13 protein-coding genes and 2 pseudogenes are annotated in these 18,066 nt (G+C 61.9%); 6 read left to right on the forward strand and 9 right to left on the reverse strand.

The window, feature by feature from the left end; all coding sequences use genetic code 11:
* Positions 1–72: 72 nt before the first annotated feature.
* The 3 genes from J2S35_RS02655 to J2S35_RS02665 all read right to left on the reverse strand — a co-directional run bounded on the left by J2S35_RS02655 (position 73) and on the right by J2S35_RS02665 (position 2,838).
* A complete protein-coding gene (locus tag J2S35_RS02655) occupies positions 73–1,305 on the reverse strand; it encodes a glycosyltransferase family 4 protein (protein WP_309849532.1) in 1,233 nt (410 codons plus the stop codon).
* Positions 1,306–1,580: 275 nt separating this feature from the next.
* Positions 1,581–2,162, reverse strand: coding sequence for an aminoacyl-tRNA hydrolase (gene pth / locus J2S35_RS02660; protein ID WP_309849534.1), 582 nt, complete (start codon positions 2,160–2,162; stop codon positions 1,581–1,583).
* A 25-nt stretch (positions 2,163–2,187) separates the two neighbouring features.
* Positions 2,188–2,838 carry a 50S ribosomal protein L25/general stress protein Ctc gene (locus J2S35_RS02665; protein WP_309849535.1) on the reverse strand — a complete coding sequence of 217 codons (651 nt, stop codon included), beginning with the start codon at positions 2,836–2,838 and terminating at the stop codon, positions 2,188–2,190.
* Between the two features lie 536 nt (positions 2,839–3,374).
* On the opposite strand from J2S35_RS02665, the gene J2S35_RS02670 reads away from it, so the two are divergent.
* The 5 genes from J2S35_RS02670 to J2S35_RS02690 all read left to right on the forward strand — a co-directional run bounded on the left by J2S35_RS02670 (position 3,375) and on the right by J2S35_RS02690 (position 9,565).
* Positions 3,375–4,640, forward strand: coding sequence for a nucleotide sugar dehydrogenase (locus J2S35_RS02670; RefSeq protein ID WP_309849537.1), 1,266 nt, complete (start codon positions 3,375–3,377; stop codon positions 4,638–4,640).
* A gap of 149 nt (positions 4,641–4,789) precedes the next feature.
* Positions 4,790–6,232, forward strand: coding sequence for a polysaccharide biosynthesis tyrosine autokinase (locus tag J2S35_RS02675; RefSeq protein ID WP_309849539.1), 1,443 nt, complete (start codon positions 4,790–4,792; stop codon positions 6,230–6,232).
* 37 nt (positions 6,233–6,269) lie between these two features.
* The gene (locus tag J2S35_RS02680) at positions 6,270–7,223 is read left to right on the forward strand and encodes a nucleotidyltransferase family protein (RefSeq protein WP_309849541.1); all 954 of its coding nucleotides are present in this window, start codon (positions 6,270–6,272) and stop codon (positions 7,221–7,223) included.
* A gap of 199 nt (positions 7,224–7,422) precedes the next feature.
* Positions 7,423–8,718, forward strand: a complete 1,296-nt coding sequence (locus J2S35_RS02685; protein WP_309849543.1) for an oligosaccharide flippase family protein — start codon at positions 7,423–7,425, stop codon at positions 8,716–8,718.
* A complete protein-coding gene (locus J2S35_RS02690; RefSeq protein ID WP_309849545.1) occupies positions 8,708–9,565 on the forward strand; it encodes a glycosyltransferase family 2 protein in 858 nt (285 codons plus the stop codon). Before J2S35_RS02685 ends, J2S35_RS02690 begins: the two co-directional genes overlap by 11 nt.
* A gap of 149 nt (positions 9,566–9,714) precedes the next feature.
* On the opposite strand, the pseudogene J2S35_RS02695 reads toward J2S35_RS02690, so the two are convergent.
* Together J2S35_RS02695 and J2S35_RS02700 are read right to left on the reverse strand one after the other, a co-directional pair.
* Positions 9,715–10,954 (reverse strand): annotated as a pseudogene (locus J2S35_RS02695) (ISL3 family transposase).
* 57 nt (positions 10,955–11,011) lie between these two features.
* Positions 11,012–11,194 carry a hypothetical protein gene (locus tag J2S35_RS02700; protein WP_309849548.1) on the reverse strand — a complete coding sequence of 61 codons (183 nt, stop codon included), beginning with the start codon at positions 11,192–11,194 and terminating at the stop codon, positions 11,012–11,014.
* A gap of 49 nt (positions 11,195–11,243) precedes the next feature.
* Here J2S35_RS02700 and J2S35_RS02705 point away from each other — a divergent pair.
* A pseudogene (locus J2S35_RS02705) lies at positions 11,244–11,426 on the forward strand (transposase); the annotation flags it as partial.
* Positions 11,427–11,957: 531 nt separating this feature from the next.
* On the opposite strand, the gene J2S35_RS02710 reads toward J2S35_RS02705, so the two are convergent.
* From J2S35_RS02710 to J2S35_RS02720, 4 genes are read right to left on the reverse strand one after another with little or no spacing between them, the layout of a single operon-like run.
* Complete coding sequence (locus J2S35_RS02710) at positions 11,958–13,352, reverse strand: hypothetical protein (RefSeq protein ID WP_309849550.1); 1,395 nt, start codon at positions 13,350–13,352, stop codon at positions 11,958–11,960.
* The gene (locus J2S35_RS09910) at positions 13,349–15,544 is read right to left on the reverse strand and encodes an acyltransferase family protein (RefSeq protein WP_380083870.1); all 2,196 of its coding nucleotides are present in this window, start codon (positions 15,542–15,544) and stop codon (positions 13,349–13,351) included. The genes J2S35_RS02710 and J2S35_RS09910 overlap by 4 nt, the downstream gene beginning before the upstream one ends.
* Positions 15,534–17,177 (reverse strand): GMC family oxidoreductase, encoded by a 1,644-nt coding sequence (locus J2S35_RS02715; RefSeq protein WP_309849552.1) that lies wholly within the window; start codon positions 17,175–17,177, stop codon positions 15,534–15,536. Before J2S35_RS02715 ends, J2S35_RS09910 begins: the two co-directional genes overlap by 11 nt.
* Positions 17,174–18,061: an aldo/keto reductase gene (locus J2S35_RS02720; protein ID WP_309849553.1), complete on the reverse strand. Its 888-nt coding sequence runs from the start codon at positions 18,059–18,061 to the stop codon at positions 17,174–17,176. Before J2S35_RS02720 ends, J2S35_RS02715 begins: the two co-directional genes overlap by 4 nt.
* Positions 18,062–18,066 lie beyond the last annotated feature (5 nt).

Consider the following 18,066-nt stretch of genomic DNA (forward strand, 5'->3'; position numbering starts at 1 on the left):
GACAGGAGCACGGAGAGAGGCCCCCGTCGCAACAGGGGCCTCTCTCCGTGACGAATCCGTACGAACGGCCGCTCAGACGCCGGCAGTAACGTCCACCACGCCCTGACGGAACGGCGCCCAGCTATTGGCCCGGGCGATGCGGAGGGCTGCTTCGCTGTACTGCTCCACAAGACCCGGGTTAGCCAGGACCGACTCGACGGCCCCAAACAGGGCATCCCGGTCCCCTCGAGGGACAACGACACCGGCGCCTTGCTCCACCAGATCGTCCACACCCGTTCCAGGCGTCACGATGGCCGGCAATCCACGCGACAGCGCCTCAAGAGCCGAGAGGGAACGTCCCTCTGCCAGGCTGGGCAAAAGAAGCAAGTGATGCCGCCCCATATCTTCCATGATCTCGGAGCGAGACATTGTCCCGCGATAATCCACGGTGGCCAGGAATTCATCCAAGGCAGGGAACGTCGTGGCTGGCAACTGCCCATAAGCCGTCACCTCGACCCGACGACCAAATGAGCGAGCCATGTCCACAACGTCGCCGACACCCTTTAGGGCATTGACTCTCCCCACGAACAGAATCTTCAGCGGCCCTTGTCCGTCCCATGACACGGGGCGCGCATGAGGAAGGACGTCCGGAGTTCCGTAGGGAATAAAACGGACGTCCAGTTCACGGTCGGTGTCTGGCACGCTTTCTGCAACCTGACGAGAGGGGACCACTATCGTGTCAGCCAGCTCGATTTCGCGATCTTCACTTGCCTTAATGGCATCGGCAAGATTATAGGAGGCCAGTGTTGGAGCCCACTCCGGGCGTTCCGACCGAACCCAGTCTCCCCACTTCACCGTGGCCTGCCAGTGCACGTGAGGCAACTCCAAGACGCGTCGAAGTCCGAGGTCCTTCGCGTGTTCGAAGGCCCCGACAGCAAATTGCTGGTACCCGTAGACAGATGTGAGATCCGCACCTGCACGATCCATCCGGCGCCGAGCTCGCTGGGTCACTCCCTCATTTACCCAGAAGACCGACGCGGGCCCACTATCCGTTCCCAAATGGCGGATACGCGGCGAAGGCGCCTTGACGAAGATGTTGCGAACGATTTCACGAGCGGGCCCCTGCAGGATCAGCTGGCGCGGAATTCCACGAAAGCGACGGCGCTGCAATATGTCGCGGACAGACGACGGCAGTCGGTCAAGAGAGACCGAGTCATCCACGCCAATACTGGTCGCAAACGAGTCAAGTTGGTGCGCTTCGTAGAGACCTTGAAGCGCCTGACGAACATTCTCGTTGCCGACAGGATGTGTGAGGAGGGTGCTCATTCTGAACCAATCAAATATTTCGTCACGTGCGGGGGGGGGAGGGAGGGAGAGAGACGGCATCCGCGATGCCGCATGGCCGCAGAGGACCCAGGGGGTTGGGCGACGAGGGAAGTCACGTCACCCAAGAAGTCTACCGGCAAGTGATATGGGTACTGGAGACGACTGAGGGATCGCCCGAACAGCACCGGGGCCTAATAGCGGCCCGGGTCCTGCTGACATGCCGGACCATGCGCGGACATTCCCCCTGGGGGTGGGTGGGAGGACATGAGGCAACATCACGCGGGAGCGTGCACCTTTTGCTGGGCGTCCGTCAGGCCGAGCTCCAGGAGGGCACGAACGGCATCCGCCGCGTCGTCGACCAGGAAGGGAAGCTCCGCACGCTCTGCGGTGCCGAAGCGCTTGAGGACGAAGTCCGCGACGTCCATCCGTCCGGGCGGGCGGCCGATGCCGACGCGCACCCGGTGGTAGTCCTTGGTCCCGAGGGCCTTGGTGATGTCGCGAAGGCCGTTGTGGCCGCCCTCTCCCCCGCCGCGCTTGAGGCGCACGGAGCCGAAGGGAATGTCGAGCTCGTCGTGCACCACGACAATGCGCTCGAGGGGGATGTCCAGGCTCTTGGCCACGCCGGAGACGGGCCCGCCCGAGACGTTCATGTAGCTCAGAGGCTTGGCGAGCACCACCCGGGTGCCGCCAATCGCGAGGCGGCCAGTGGCCGTGAGCGCCCTCGCGCGGTGCGTGGAGAAGGACAGACCGAGCTCGCCGGCCAGATGGTCCACGACCATCTGGCCGACGTTGTGGCGCGTGCCCTCGTAGTCAGGGCCGGGGTTCCCCAGTCCTGCGATCAGCCACGCGTCACTCATTGCTCTACTGCCCTCGGGTTCCGAATTACTCGGAATCCGCGGAGGAGTCCTCGGAGGGAGCCTCGGACTGGCCCTCGCCGGACTCTTCGCCCTCGGCGGCCTCGTCCTCGGCAGCCTCGTCCTCTTCGCCGAGGTCGATGACCGGCGGCTCGGAGATCGTGATGACGACCGTCTCGGCATCCGTGAGGAGCGTGACGCCGGAGGGGACGTCGAGGTCGGACACGTAGACGTGCTCGCCGATCTCGCGGCCCTCGACGGAGAACGTGATGGAGTCGGGAAGGTGCGTCGCCTCGGCCTCGACGAGGATCGTGGCGGTCTCGAGGTTGACGACGGCGCCCGGCGTGGCCTCGCCCTCGACCTGCACGTTGACCTCGACCTCGACCTTCTCGCCGCGGCGAACGGTCAGGAGGTCAAGGTGGTCCACCGACTGGCGGATGATGTCGCGCTGCACGTCCTTGACGAGGGCCAGGTGGCTCTCACTGTCGACCTTGACGTCAAGGAGAGCGTTGGCCGTGCGGACGGCGAGCTCGATCTCGTGCTGCGGGAGAAGAACGTGGATGGGCTCTGCGCCGTGGCCGTAGATGACCGCGGGGACCTTGCCGTCGCGGCGAGCCTGGCGGGCGGCGCCCTTGCCGAACTCGGTGCGGAGCTGGCCCTGAATAAGGGTGGTGGCCATGATGTTCCTAACGGTTGAGTGCAATTGGCGCCCAGGCAGAGTCAACCGAAGGGAAGACGGGTCAACGCCCACCCCGGGCCTTCGTCGATGACGGACCTTCGCCGCTTTGCAGCGCGATCCCTCGCCTAGGCAGAGTTCGTACACATCTTATCAGCCACTGTGCTGTCGTGCGCGCCCACAGGTTGACCGTGACAAAGCCCGGGCGCGTCTCTTGCCATGAGAGGCTACAGCCGGGCCGCCCCTGACATGGCGAATACCAACGGTCTCACGCGACCGAGTGACGAAGCCCGGTGCGAGGTCTGATGACTTGGGCCGGCGACTCCACGTGAAACGCGTCCACATTGCACGACCTGAGCCAATAAGGCTCGCACCCCCGATGGTAAACTCGAGTTCTGGCCGTGCCACAGGGCCCCGACCTGTGCCACTCACGTCGAGCGAGTCAGTAGCGTTGAACACAACCCCCTATGTCAACGACTCAGCTCGATGGCGCCGCCCGAGCGCCGTTCACATCGCCATCGAGTTCCTCTGGAGAGTTAATGTCCCCCACCAAGATCGTCATCATCGGTCAGGGCTACGTCGGTTTGCCCTTGGCCAAGGAAGCATGTGCGGCCGGCCTCTCAGTAGTCGGACTCGACCTGAACCGCAAGACAGTCGACGCTCTGAACGCAGGTCGCTCGCACGTTGATGATCTGTCGGATCAGGACATCGCCACGATGCTCACCCAGGGCTACCGCGCCACGGCAGATGCTTCGGCGATTGCGGAGGCCGACGTCGTCATCATCTGCGTGCCCACGCCACTCAATGCGGACGGCTCGTCTCCGGACCTCGGACCTGTCGAGGGTGCAATGAAGAGCATCGCCGCCCATCTCAAGAAGGGCGCCCTCGTCGTTCTCGAGTCGACGACCTACCCCGGCACCACCGACACTCTGGTCAAGGGCATCTTGGATGAGCGCGGCCTGCGGATCGACGAGGACTACTTCCTCGCCTTCTCCCCGGAGCGGATCGATCCGGGCAACCCGACATTCGGCCTCCGCAACACGCCGAAGATCGTGGGTGGTGTGTCGTCCGAGTCGGGACGCCGCGCGGCTGAGTTCTACAGCTCCCTCGTCGACACAGTCGTTCAAGCTCGTGGGGCTCGTGAGGCCGAGACGGCAAAGCTGCTCGAGAACACGTACCGCCACGTAAACATCGCCCTCGTCAATGAAATGGCCCGATTCTGCCATGAACTCGGAATCGACATCTGGGACGTCATCGACGCCGCCAAGACCAAGCCCTTCGGTTTCCAGGCCTTCTACCCGGGCCCAGGCGTGGGCGGGCACTGCATCCCCATCGATCCCAACTACCTCTCCTACGAGGTGAAGCGCTCCCTCGGCTACCCGTTCCGTTTCGTGGAGCTCGCCCAGGAGATCAACTCCTCCATGCCCCGTTACACGGTCGACCGCATTCAGGCGCTCCTCAACGACGAGTCCAAAGCAGTGAAGGGGTCCTCCGTCCTGCTCTTGGGCGTGACATACAAGGCAGACATTGCCGATCAGCGCGAATCCCCTGCAATCCCCGTTGCGGAGGAACTGCGCAACCGCGGCGCGGACGTTCGCTTCCACGATCCCAAGATCGCCGAGTGGCGTCTTCCCTCCGGCTCCCTCGAGCGAGTTGCTGACCTCGAGCAGGCACTGGCCACCTCAGATATCGTCGTGTTGCTGCAGAAGCACTCGGAGTACGACCTCGCCCGGCTTTCTGACAAGTCAGCGGTCTTCTTCGACACCCGCGGTGCCACGCGCACGTCTTCTGCTCGTCGCCTCTAAGCCGCTTTCGCGTCCCTGCCCGCACTACCCATCCGCCACCCTTGAAGGAGCCACAGTTGAGCGACGATCCGAAGACGTCACGAGACACAACCGCGCAGAATCTGCGTGACGCAGGACGAGCATTGCGCCTTCATTGGCTAGCCATCTGCTTGACGACCCTCTTGGGACTCGCGGCAGCCATGGGCTGGGCAGCCGTCCAGCCTCGCACCTACACTGCTCACTCCACCGGCCAAGTGACAACTGGCAACAACGACAACCTCGGCCTGGCCCTCGCAGCGGATCAACTCGCCCGCTCCAAGGCAACCCAGTTCAAGGCCCTCGCCACGTCACCAGCTGTCGCCAAGGCCGCCGTCTCCAAGGCTGGCATCGACCTCAGCCCCGATGCGGCCCTGGGCCGCGTATCGGTGTCTGTCCCGCTGGACACCGCGCAGCTGGAGATCAGTGCGAAGGGGTCCACGCCGGACGAGGCACGAAAGCTTGCAGACGCATGGGTGGCAGCGCTGGGTGATGAAGCTCAGAAAATCGAGAATGGCGGCTCGAAGCCGAAGGCCTCGAGCTCGAGTTCCCCCGAAGGCCAGTCCAGCGTCATCCGCGTGGTGAGCATCAGCCAGGCTGCCCTCCCCGGAGCGCCGTCCTCCCCCAACCTCAAGGTAGCGCTGGCTATCGGCCTCCTGGCAGGTCTTCTGGCCGGGTTCATTTACGCCCTGGTGAAGTCCTACTTTGATCGTCGCATTCGCTCTGCCGCGATCTTCACCAGTGAGTTCGACATCCCTGTGGTCGGCACTATCCCTGCATCCAAGGTCGTCGCCGACGGAAAGCGCATTTCCGGCCGCGGGGACACTTCGGTTGATACGGCGGACTTCCGCGTCACCGAGGCCTTCAAAGAGCTGCGAACCAACGTCCAGTTCATGAACCCGGACAACCCGCCGCGCATCTTCACGGTCACCAGTGCTCTGCCCGGTGACGGAAAGTCCACCGTGGCCGACAACATCGCTTTGAGCATCGCTGAGCAGGGTCGCCCCGTCTTCCTCGTCGATGCCGACTTGCGTCGCCCCACGGTAGCCCGGACCTTCAAGATCATCGAGATCGCCGGCCTGACCGACGTCATCGTGGGCAAAGCACGTCTTGACGACGTTCTGCAGGAGATCCCGAGTCACCCTTCGCTGCAGATTCTCGGCGCGGGTCCGATCCCTCCCAACCCGTCAGAGATCATCGCTTCTGACCGCTTCTCCGCAATCATCTATGAACTCGCAGAACGCGGCACCGTCATCATTGATGCTCCGCCTCTCCTGCCCGTCACCGACGCAGCCATCCTCGCTGCCCGCTTCGACGGCGCCCTCATCGTGGCACAGGCCGGTCAGACGACCATCGACGCCCTGCAGACTGCGATTGACAACCTTCGCCGCGTCAACGCGCGCATCCTCGGGGCCGTGCTGAACCGGGTTCCGACCTCCAAGGGCGAGGCCAGCCGCTACAACTACTACGGTCACCAGTACGACTACTCGGCTGATATCAAGTCGAACAAGCGGAAGGGCAAGCGCGCGGCCGCCTCGTCTCGGCTGACTCGGAACAACTCCTCCAACGAGGCATGAGGCCTACGCGCCTCAGCCCCCGAGGCTGGATGCTTTCGTGACGCCCGTAGATCGTTCGCAACCGCCGTTAGCGCCGCACCACGGCGGCGGCCTCGCATCGGATTTTCCGAGCGCGGCAGCCGTCGAGCTCGGCCAAGCCCTCGTGATGCGGAGTACCGCTCGCTCATACGTCATCAAGGGACCGTTGGCGACGCGCATGGGTTTGCGAGGCACCCGCCCATCCTCCGATGTGGATCTCCTGGTTCATCCGGATGACCTTGACTCTCTCAGCGGCTATCTGAGGACCCGTGGCTGGATACCGCGACCGGAAGACGACGAAGACAATGTGTTTCCGCATCACTCGACGACGTACTTCCACCCCCAATGGCCAATCGACATCGACCTCCACTGGAAGTTTCCCGGCTTCAGCCTGGAACCTTCAGAAGTGTTTGTGAGGCTGTCGAAACACGAAGAGATTTCCGAGATGGCAGGCCTCCCGGTCCGCCATCTCGATCGGACCGGTACGGCTCTCATCCAACTCCTCCACGCACTTCGAAGCCCTTGGACCGACGTGGCTCGGGAAGACCTGGCCGTCCTCGCGTCAGTCCTTCACGAGCACGAGATGAAAGCAATCTGCAGCCTCTCATCGGAATGCGGCAGCCTCGCCCCCCTGCGCCCCTTCGTCCAAGAACATTTTCCGACGATTGCCGCAGACTTCACCTTTCCGCCTATCGAAGAAGAATGGATCGTTCGCACCACAAACCGCTCCTCGGCTTCGATTCGGCTTGTCAATCTCTATCAGGCCCCGTGGCGCAACAAACCGATTCTGGCGTTCAAGGCCCTCTTTCCGACAAGAGAAGGACTTGCCGCAAACAATCTCAGTGCCAGAGAGGCTGACCCCGCGCAGCTCCGGCGCATGCGTCGAGCCCGTTTGGTCACCTTCGTCCGCAACCTCCCCGCAGCGATTACGGATGCTCGGCGTACCCTCAAAGGCCTGACGCGACATGACTGAGGGCTACGTACCGAAGCGGGCCCAAGCACGCGAGGAGAGAGCCGAGTCTCGCCCCGCAGACGCACGGCGACGAGCAACCGTGAAGACCACATTCGCCTCCTCGCCGTCGCCGCGTCGAGCAGCCGATAGCACCGGCACTGTTAGTCTCGCCGCCAAACCCGAAGATCGAGAGCCCCCATCCGGCGCACCAAGTCTGGCAATGAAGCTCGCGCAAATGTTCGTGAGCCTCTTGCTGCCCCCGATTGCGGCCCTGGTGTCTGCGCCCCTGCTGGCCCGCGCACTCGGGCAGACGGGGCGTGGAGAGGTAGCTGCGGCCAACGCTCCAATCCTGTTCACAACAGCCGTACTCACATTCGGTCTTGGCGATGCGGCTACGTATTTCATCGCCCGAAACAAGCACCGGAGCACGTCGCTCACGTTCCGAGTTCTCGCTGGCTTTACGGCGCTTGGCGCTCTTTCTGCGGTTTTTACCTGGGCCGCAGCCCCTGTCCTGTCCAGAGGTAATGCACAACTTGCAGAACTTCTGGTCCTGACAGCAGCCGCCACAGTCCCCACATTCGTGACATTTGGCATCCGCGCCATCGCCTCAGGAATTCAAGCTTTTGACCTTCTCGCCCGCGAGGCAATGATCACGAGCTCAATCCGCCTCGCGGCCACAATCGCGCTCTTCATCAGTGGCCACCTCTCAGTCCTGTCGGCCACACTAGTGTTCCTTCTGTCGCCCGTCGTCGGTGCCATTGCGCTTTTGCCCGTTTTTCGTCGGATCCCAGTCAACTCGGACTTGCCAACCGCGCGCTACACAGAGCTCTTTGGCTACGGTCACAGAATCTGGCTCGGCGCACTTTCCGGTGTTGTTCTTTCGCGCATCGACCAGCTGCTCATGGTGCCGCTTTCCAGCGAGGCGGAACTTGGAATCTATGTCGTTGCCGTCGCCATTGGCGAGCTACCGAGCGTCGTGGCCGCAGGTGTCCGCGCCATCACGTTCTCGGCCGACTCTGCTGAAGCAGAGGGAGCCGCCGCTTCAACCGCTCTCCGTCTCCAAATGATGGCCCGGATGACAGCGACTGCCTCGTTCATCGCCGCAGGCGCAGGCATCGCGCTCACACCTTGGGCCATTCCCGTCTTCTTTGGTGAGGAGTTCCGGCCCGCAATTCTGCCGGCCATCGTTCTCCTCATCGCCACAGCTGCTGGCTCAGCCGGGTCCGTCGGTGGTGCAGGCCTGTCCGCCCGGGGTCGCCCTGGACTCCGAAGCCTGTCCATGCTCTTCGGCGCTCTAGCCAACCTCCTCGTGTTCTTCCTTCTCGTTCCACACACTGGCGCCCTGGGCGCAGCCTTGGCTACCCTCGCTGGCTCTTGGGTAGCCGGGACAGCGAATCTCATCGCGCTATCGCGCGTCTTCGGCATGCCCGTATCCTCGTTCTACGGAATTCGGCGATCCGACTTGCACGTCATCATCAGCACCATCTCACGACGAAAAGGCAATCATGCAGCTTGATCCACATTTTCCCGCACCGCTCAAGCAGATGATCAAAGCCCAGCGCATTTCTTCCGTCTGGGCAAATAACAGGTTTTCGAAGACTCCCGTTACCGGCAGCGCAGATGTAGATGTCTCTATTACCTCTTACGGGAGCCGACTGGGCATCGTTCCCTATGCCATCGAGTCGCTCGCCATGGGAGCCCTGCGTCCGCGTCGCATGATCCTCTGGATCAGTGATGACAGCTTCGACCCACAAAGTCTGCCCATGCTCAACCGTCTCGTTGCACGCGGGCTTGAAATTAGGCGAACAGAAGATTTGGGCCCACACAAGAAGTGGTATCCCTACGCCGTCGGTGAAGCCGGAGGTGAGCAGCGCGCCCTCGTCGTTGCCGATGACGACATTCTCTACCCCTCAAACTGGCTCGAGGGCCTCGTCGAAGGCCATACGTCATTGACCAATGTCGTGGTGGGCTACCGGGCGCATGCCATGGAAATCACTGACTCCGGAGATGTCGAACCTTACAGTCGTTGGGGTGTAGGAAGTCCCGAGGATGAGGCATCACATCGCCTCTTCGTGACCAGTGGCGCCGGAACGGTCATCCCGCCTTCGCTCCTCTCCGAGATGGCATCGCATGGCATGAGCTTCATGGAATACACCCCCCGCGCCGACGACATTTGGCTCAATGTTTCAGCCATTCGGGCCAACCTTCCCCGTAAGGTCCTTCCGAACGACCACATCCGGTGCGTGAGCTTTCCCCGAAGCCAGGCAACCGCTCTGCACCACGACAACGTCACCGGCGGCGGCAATGATCAGCAACTCGCTTCAACCTTGACCCAGCAGGATCGCCACACACTGGCTCAGTGAATGCCCACCCTGAAGAATGGCCTATCTGACATCCTGGATTAGGACGAGCTTCTATTCGGGATATCAGGGTGGATACTGTCACTTGATGCCATAGTGGCTCTTCACAATCGAGGGTGTAGGCGCGGCCTGAACCCGCCGGCCTCGAGCAGTCATCTGGCGATGTAGTTGGTGAGGTTCCGGAACCCCAGAGCGGAGCCACGCAGGCGCTCAAGGCACCCGTTGATCGCTTCGGTCGGGCCATTGCTCGTGCCCGGACGCTGGGAGTAGGCCAGGACCTCAGCTGCCCGCTTCTTCAGCGTCCGCCCAAGAGTGATGACCTCGCCCAGGGCTTCAGGGACGCCTGCACTGATGGACTCGATCACCTGCCGCATGACCTGCCGGCCTCGAGCACGGTCGGGGTCGCGGTATGCGGTGATCACCCGCTGATAGACACCCCAGGTCACCTCGACCTCGACATGCTCCTCGGCAGCGAAGAGCGCTTGAAGCCGGGCCTGCTGCTTGCCGGTGAGGAGCCCGGTCCTGGTATGCAGGCTCCTGCGGGCGGTGCAGAGCGGATCGCCCGCCCGTCCGCGGTGGCCGTGGATCTCTTGCTGAACCCGCCGCCGGCACCGATCCAGCGCGGCCCCGGCCAGCCGGACCACGTGGAAGGGATCCATGACCGTCACCGCCTCGGGCAGCTCTTCGCTGGCAGCGCTCTTGAAGCCGGTGAATCCGCCCATCGCGACAACCTCCACCGCCTGCCGCCAGGACTGCTCGCGCTCGGCGAGCCAGGTCTTGAAGGCCTGCTTGGAGCGGCCCTGGACCATGTCCAGCAGGCATGCTGGCCCGGTCCCGTCGCGGATCCCTGTCAGGTCGATGATCACGGTCACATACTTGTCCCCGGCCTTGGTGTGGCGCCAGACGTGCTCGTCGACTCCGACCGCGGTGACCGCGTCCAAGCGGGCGGGGTCGTTGATCAACATCCGCTTGCCCTCGGCCAGGACCGCGTCGTTAGCGGTGTTCCATGCCACGGCGAGTGCTTCGGTGACCCGCGCGATGCTCACGTGCTGGCACACGACGGCTTCCAGAGCCCACCGCACCGCGCGGCTCGGCCGCCTGGCTCATGTCCTGCCGCCACACGTGCCTGCACCCGGTACACCGGTAGCGGCGGACCGTGACCTCCTGGGTGGTTGGGCGCCAGCCCAGGGGTTCGTGCGCCAGCCGCCGTAGGACGGTGTCGCGCAGGGTGCCGTGGCAGCCGCAGCGGCGGCACCACGGATCGGGGTTTTGGATGCGGCATGCCAGCACCGCATGGTTGGGTTCGAGGCGTTGGCCGGTGGCTTCGAGGCCGAGCTCGTCCAGGCGGCAGAACGTGGTCAGGTCGGGGCGGGTGAAGGTAGCGTTGGACATGTCGAGGTCTTCTGGATGGGCGGTGTAGGAACTTCCATCTTCAGAGGACCTCGACGCTTACTCCAACCCGGCGCCCCAGCCGCCGACTACACCCTCAACTGCGAAGAGCCAGATTACGAGCTGCTCGCCGACGTTGCGGCACGCGGACGTCTCCGGCAGGCCTGGGGTCTCGTTGATCTTGTCCATGACGAGGCCGACAGCTCGCACGCGCAGTTCGGCAGGAGAGTTCACTGGTGCCATGAGGACATTCTCCTGTGCAGATCAGGCTCTCTGCCAAACCCGGGGCGATTCAGCTGACGTCCTGGCCTACTTCGAGCGTCCGGGTACGAGCAATGGCCAGACCGAAGCGATCAATGGTCGCCTTGACCATCTGCGTGGCTCCGCGCTTGGATTCCGCAATCTCACGAACTACATCGCTCGATGTCTGCTCGAGGCAGGCGGGTTCAGGCCGCGCTTACACCCTCAACTGTGAAGAGCCATCATCGCGGTTCTGCCGGGCGCCGGCCTTTAAGGCGGCATACTCCTCCGCGCAGGCGAAGCGCCGAACCGCGGAAATACACTCTACTGATGGCGAAACCCACGCACGTCACGCGCCCATTATCGCCGACACCGGTCGGACAGTATTCCACAGGCCGCGCTGAAGTGCAGTCGACAACAAAAACATCGCCGAGGCTTCGAGGCTTCACGGATAGCCCCGCCTCTCAGGTCACACACATCGGTGATGCGCCACGGGGTCTCACCATGGAAATCCATCCGGCCCCCGCTGTGGTCCGACCACAGCTGCAATGAGTCTTCCAGACTGCCAGTTCGGCCACGAGCGCAAAAGGACCCAGGACAAGCCTCACCATGAGGCTCTCATGACACTGGCAAGCTGAAGTTCTGGCCCCCCGTTTTGGCGATATTCCGAGACGGAACGCATCATAGCACCCTCGGGCTCCGTACCTCTTGGCCGCTATGCCCAAAGCACTGGCGTAGCGTCGCGCGTGCCGCGGAGGCCCTTCCCTCAGCGCAGGGAGGCTGGTCGTGCTAATGCACTGCTCACCACTTCTCGGTGCGGCTCCTCAACGCCTACTCCCTGGACATTCCGGGATCCGATGCCGTCTGAAGATTCATCCTGGCGCGCAGGCGTGGATGAGTGACGCTCGTCCGACGCGTGAGCTCGCAGAGAATGGCCAGCTGGACCCCTGGCGGCGTCCGCTAGACCTAGACCGATACCCATGAATATCCAGGTAGTCACACCATCCAGGCTGTCGGCCATGAAGGATGAGGAGCCAAAGAACGCTATGACGCCCAGGGCGCTTGTCAGACCCCAAACGCGGGCTCGCGGCGATCCAACGACACATCGGGCGATCGTGACCACTTGAAGCAGAAACAGTGCTGCCGCCACCACGAGGCCAAATGCCATGCCCGCCATCAGATACCCGTTCTCCAACGAGGAACTCAACAGACCTGAACCACGGACGTCGCGGTTACCGGGGTAGCCCGAAAATAGGAATTCGCGCCAGTGCGCCCGGCCCCACGCAAGAGCGTCGATTCGCTTCTGGTTGGAACCACCGTCACTCGAGAACTTGCGAATGACCTTCTGACCCTCCTCGGTCTGCAGGCTCCACCCGATGCCGACGAGAACAATCAAACTCATGAGAACAGTCCGCAGCGGGGTGCGGCGGCTGTAGAAGAACACATAGGCAGTAGCGAGTCCAGCGAGAAGCATTCCGAGGCGACCGTTTGTCCAGGGCAAAGCGATCCAAGCGAGGCCAATGTAGCCAAAACGCACCAGGGTAGACCTGATCATCGGCGTCACGCAGATGGTCATGGCAAGAAAAACAGACAACTGAATTCCGTGGCCCGTGGTGCCCAAGGCTCGACTCACATCATCACCCTGCCCCCAGAACCACATGCTTCTATATACGAATCCCCAAACGATGGTGAGTCCTGTAAGATTTTGGAAATAAGCAAGAACGATCTCAACGACGCCAATCACGAGCAGCCAAGCCGCATAAATTCGAGCCCACTTTGGCGTCTGCGCCACAACATGCCGACCAATAACAAATACTGTCAATGGCATGAGGAAGAAGCTCGCCAGACTCTGCAAGAGACGCGGAAGACCAGACGTTCCCTCATTCAGCGCGTCAATTGAGGCGTAGGCGACAATCACCGCCGCAACCGCCAAGATGCCTCGGCTTCTCTGAATAGCCTTGGAGAACCACTGGCGATCGATGATGGCTGCCGCAACCGCGTATCCGGCGACGAGGTAGGCGCCCGGGTGCAGGAACGGGGTAAGGACACCTCGAGCCACTCCTGGGATAAGAATGTAAGCCCCAATAGCCAAGAAAACGACTAGCGCCGGCCTGCGTGCAAGAACAGCACCGAATAATATCGCGGCAATTGCCCAGATCATTCTGCGACTTCCTTAAGGTAAGGCCTGAAGATCGGAGCCGTCGACTCGGCGAACGCGTTGGTGATGTGAGTCGGGTCCGTGTGAGAGATGTATTCGCCGATGACGAGCGGGCATTGGCCCCGAGGACATGTCATTTTCAGGGCGTCGATTCGCTCAATCATCTTTCCCTTTCGCCGCAGGTCAGCGACAGCGGCAGCTTCAGATTCCTCTTTGTCATTTTGGTCTGACGTCACCGGACGAGTGCAGTCCTCTGCAGACGCCAGGCGCGTCAAACACCGTCTGGGATCCCCCGTCAATCCCGGCGACCCAATGACTACGACTCTCCCAGAACTATCCAGGAGAGAGTCGTAGGTCTTCCGGGCACCATTCTTCCATGATGCAGCCTTGGCGGCCTCGGTGACGAGGGGCTGTCCGTCAGAGCCAACCTGATGGCCATAGCCACCAGACGCGCTAGCCACGAACGTGACATCAGGTTTCACCTGAGCCACTTTTTCCAGAAGAGCACGGCGCGTCCTGTCACATCCTTCAGTGAAATCCGCAGCCTTGAATTCTGGCTCCTGGCTGACGGACACGGGTGTGCAGGATCCAACGCCAACGGCGATGACCCGCGTCGTCTCATCTGCGGCGGCAACAACTGCAGGGGTCCAGGCAAGAGCCACGGAGTCCCCCACAACAAGCACAGTCCGCTGAGGCGCAGATGGCCCCCACCGGCATTCCGACAACTCTACGTCACCGAAGCGCGCCGCACATTTGGATCCCGAAGCGAGTGCGGGAGCGACCTGGCGCTGGTCGAGCTCGTCAGGGCGTGGAATCAGACCATCCCAATCGGCCGGTGCAGGAGCAGATGCAGCGGATTCAAGCTGAGCCGCGGACTCGAAATGCGCGAGAGCGGAGCGCGGGGCATCCTCCGAACTTTGGGCTGCCAACACGCCTACCTTGCTGGGCAGGAACTGGTATGCCCCAAGTAGCGCCAGACAGGCGAACAGTGCCATCGAGGCCAGCGCCGACTGCCGCCGAAGCCTCACAGTGGACGTAGGCCGGGATTTCTCCCAAGAACTCAAGAACCGAGAATGACGCGCTGGCTCCTCGACAAACTGATAGGTGAGACCCGCCAGTGCAAGAGCAAGGGCAAGCAGCGCAACACGCGTCCACCACTCGGAGGGGAGTACATTAAGTCCGAGTATGAGCACGGGGAAATGCCACAGGTAGAGCGAGTAGGAGATGTCACCCAGCCAGGACATGCTTCTATTGCCCAGGCCCTTCTGGATGACCCGAAAATGGGTCGAGGTCATGAGCACGAGAGCCGTCGCTAGAGCTGGCACCAGAGCCCATGGCCCCGGGAAACTCAACTGGGGGTTAATAAACACGGCTGAGAGAAAGATTCCAGCAAGCCCTAGAGCTCCTGCCCCTCGCGGCAAGGAACGCTTCCGCACAATGACACTCGCCAAGGCGCCGAGGACAAACTCAAAAGCTCGCGTAATCGTGTCAAAATAGGCCCACTGCCCCCGCCACGCTGTGAGGCCAAGTCCCCATGCAAATGAAATTACTCCAACAACGAGGAGCCCGAGAATAAACGCTCTGGATGAGCTTTTGAAGCGCCCGGCGAATAGCCAGATGACCCCAAGGACGAGGGGCCATACGGTATAAAACTGCTCCTCGACAGACAAGGACCAGTAATGCTGGAATGGCGACGGACTCGAGTCGTGTTGCAGATAGTCGGTTCCGATAGCAGCAAAATGCCAGTTTGCAGTCCACAGAACGGCCCAGAGCCCGTCGAGTGAGTATTGAAGCGCCTGAGGCCGATACCAGACTAGCCAGGATAGGGCCGCCGTGACTACTGCAACTAGAGTAGCAGCGGGCAAGATGCGACGTACTCGACGGGCATAAAAGCGTCCGATTCGCAGGCTGCCATGCTGCTCGAGGTCACGAAGAATGATCCCGGAAATCAAGAAGCCTGAAATGACAAAGAAGACGTCGACTCCGATGAATCCGCCAACGGGGATGTTCCAGAAGTGCTGCCCTATGACAAGGAGGACCGCGATGGCACGTAGGCCCTGGATATCTGTCCGGTGTGGCGACGAGGCAGGGCGAGCATCGGTAGCTGCTCGCCCTGCAGTGTCGACGCCCAGGCCATGCGGCTGTGACGGTCTAGGGGCAGGTGCCCCTAGGGCACGTCGGGGCTCATAGGCCATCGAGCTGCTGACTTCTGAGGTGGTCTGCCAAACGAATTGCCAGGGCTACGGCTGTCATCGTGGGGCCTGCATGAGACGCCGTGGGGAAGACTGCCGTCGAAGCAACGTAAAGGTTGGACAGGCCCCAAACCTTAAGGTTTCGATCGACGACTGACGTCGTCGGCTCGGAACCCATTCGGAGAAGCCCCATCTGGTGTGTTCCGTCGACAAGCGAAATCTCCAGCATCTCCTTCTCCGTTGGCGGTGTGTAGCGAGCCCAGCCAGAGCGTTCGAAGGCTTCGGCGAGGAGTCGAAGGGAGGTGAGATAGTTCAGCCGGTCTTCTCGGGTCACTCGGTGCTGAACCGAAAGACGCGGCACCCCGAACCGGTCCTTCTCGGATGCAGAGAGGACCACTCGGTTGTCCGGAGTCGGGAGCTGCTCTGCATCGAAACGAAGACGGTAGCGTCCACGCGTCGACCGACGGGTGAAGGCCGGCAGCGTGCGTGACGAAATCCAACGATCCCGTGCCCATACTCCGGCATACTTCACCAAGGACGGGGCGCCGAGAACGACATTCTTGACGTGCCGGACGGGGCTCTGGAGATCCGCGTAACGCCGATGCATGCCCGTGGCCTTGAACTCACCCGTGTAGGTCAAGGCCTTCCGCACGAGGGCGAAGGCAGAGAGCAGAGGGTCACCGTGGCTGGGATCCCGCGGGTCCTCGTACCAGATGGCCAAGCCCAGGTTGAGAAGGTTATGTTCCCTCTTGACCTCGGGAGCGAGCTGGATAAGACGACGCGCCCAGGCGCCGTCGACCGTGCGAACGTAGTTGGTTGCCGCGCGGGCGTCGTCCACATCTCGGAGCTCGAGGACTCCCACCTCTGCGATGGGATGGATCATGTAGTTGCGACCGACCTGGCCATGCTCGTTGCCCAAGCCGCTGTGGAGCAAGATTCGGGTGGACTCAAGGCCACCTGCGGCGAGCACGTAAGACTTTGCCTTAACCGTGATCCTCTCGCCTGCGGCCGTCATTGCCTCGACGCCGTCGACGTCGTCGCCGTTGGCGCTTGTGAATCGGACGACGTTGGCGTTGACGATGAGCGTGACGTTCTCACGCTCCTCGATCTCCTTCTTGTAGACGTCGGCGAAGCGCGTGGGTGGCGAATAGCGCCAGATGCCCTCATCGGCGATAGCTTCGTCAGCGGGTTCGACAAGATGGCGCCGCTCTCCCTTGATCGCTCCCTGAGCTGTCCACTCGAAGGCACCAACATCAAGGCGAACTGCTGCCCGGCGGTAGTAGTCGTCGAGCTCCTGGCGAGTGACTGGCCACCCTGGAAGTCCGAGGGCCTCACGTGCCTCGAAGTCGAATGCTTCGAAAGGCGCTGTGCGTCCACCCCACTGCATCGAGGCACCACCGACCCGCTTTTGACGGATCTTTGATTGCGGTTCGACAGCCTCAGACGCGGCGTCGCCCCGCAGAGTGTCCTGCAGCGACTGGGGCACTGTGAAATCGCCGGCATCGAGAATAACGATTCGCTGGCCGGTTGGGGCGAGCTCCCGCACCACCGACATGCCCGACGGTCCTGTACCGACGACTACTAGGTCTGCCTCCCATACCTTCCTGATTGGCTGACGTCCGTCGATCGTCGTCACGGCTTCTCCTTTCCATATCTCCGTACGAACTCCTCGAAGTTGGTCTCTTCGCCAGCAGAAGCCCCGCACCGGAGGGCCGCTAGATTATCATACGCGTGGGTGTAGCGACTCATCCCGAGCAAAGCAGTCTCGACACCGTCCTCCCGCAGAACATCTCGCACGAGGGCAGCCACAGCGGATGATCTGTCGCCGAACACTGCCGACGCGTCATGGAGTAGGCGGCCATCCCCCAGCACGGCGAGGGCAACGATATTCACTCCCTGTGTCTTAGCAGCCACCACGATGTCCCTGGGGAGCGGACCTGTTGTGACGTTGACAGGCATTTGCAGCACAGAGAGACCGGGGACAGTGAGCGCCGCACGCGCCGCCTCTACATTCGCAACCTGGGCGCCCCAACGGCGGATAAGGCCACGCGTCTGCATGTTCTCCATGGCCTCACGGAAACCACCGACTTTCAGAGACCCTGCGTCGATATCGTGGAGAAGCAGAGTGTCAACGGAATCCACTGAGAGTCGACGAAGCGAATTTTCTGCCGCCCATTTGATGTATTCAGACGAATAGTCTCTGTCCGCTGCCTGTGCGGCTCGCAGTCCAGTCAACGCAGGAATAGATCCTCTAAGAGTGGCACTCTTGACTATCGCCTGAGGCGTCTTCAGGAGGCCGACCTTCGTCATCACGCACACATTTCGTCGACCTCGGAGAACCCGGCCAACTATTTTCTCAGCAATACCACGCGCATAGACATCAGCAGTATCGATTGTCTCCACGCCAAGGTCCAAGGCCGTTGCAACTGTTTTCGCACCGTCATTGAGCGAACGCCCCTGCCAGAAGGCACCCAATCGCGCAGTACCCAGCCCAATTCGCCTAATATCTTCAACGCTCATATGTT

It is taken from the genome of Falsarthrobacter nasiphocae, from assembly GCF_031456275.1.
Lineage (GTDB): Bacteria > Actinomycetota > Actinomycetes > Actinomycetales > Micrococcaceae > Falsarthrobacter > Falsarthrobacter nasiphocae.

Coding starts and splice junctions, on each gene's coding strand:
- J2S35_RS02710 (WP_309849550.1), bottom strand. CDS start 13,352: ATGATCTGGGCAATTGCCGCGATATTATTCGGTGCTGTTCTTGCACGC.
- J2S35_RS02665 (WP_309849535.1), bottom strand. CDS start 2,838: ATGGCCACCACCCTTATTCAGGGCCAGCTCCGCACCGAGTTCGGCAAG.
- J2S35_RS02670 (WP_309849537.1), top strand. CDS start 3,375: ATGTCCCCCACCAAGATCGTCATCATCGGTCAGGGCTACGTCGGTTTG.
- J2S35_RS02690 (WP_309849545.1), top strand. CDS start 8,708: ATGCAGCTTGATCCACATTTTCCCGCACCGCTCAAGCAGATGATCAAA.
- J2S35_RS02720 (WP_309849553.1), bottom strand. CDS start 18,061: ATGAGCGTTGAAGATATTAGGCGAATTGGGCTGGGTACTGCGCGATTG.
- J2S35_RS09910 (WP_380083870.1), bottom strand. CDS start 15,544: ATGGCCTATGAGCCCCGACGTGCCCTAGGGGCACCTGCCCCTAGACCG.
- pth (WP_309849534.1), bottom strand. CDS start 2,162: ATGAGTGACGCGTGGCTGATCGCAGGACTGGGGAACCCCGGCCCTGAC.
- J2S35_RS02685 (WP_309849543.1), top strand. CDS start 7,423: ATGAAGCTCGCGCAAATGTTCGTGAGCCTCTTGCTGCCCCCGATTGCG.
- J2S35_RS02700 (WP_309849548.1), bottom strand. CDS start 11,194: ATGGCACCAGTGAACTCTCCTGCCGAACTGCGCGTGCGAGCTGTCGGC.
- J2S35_RS02655 (WP_309849532.1), bottom strand. CDS start 1,305: ATGAGCACCCTCCTCACACATCCTGTCGGCAACGAGAATGTTCGTCAG.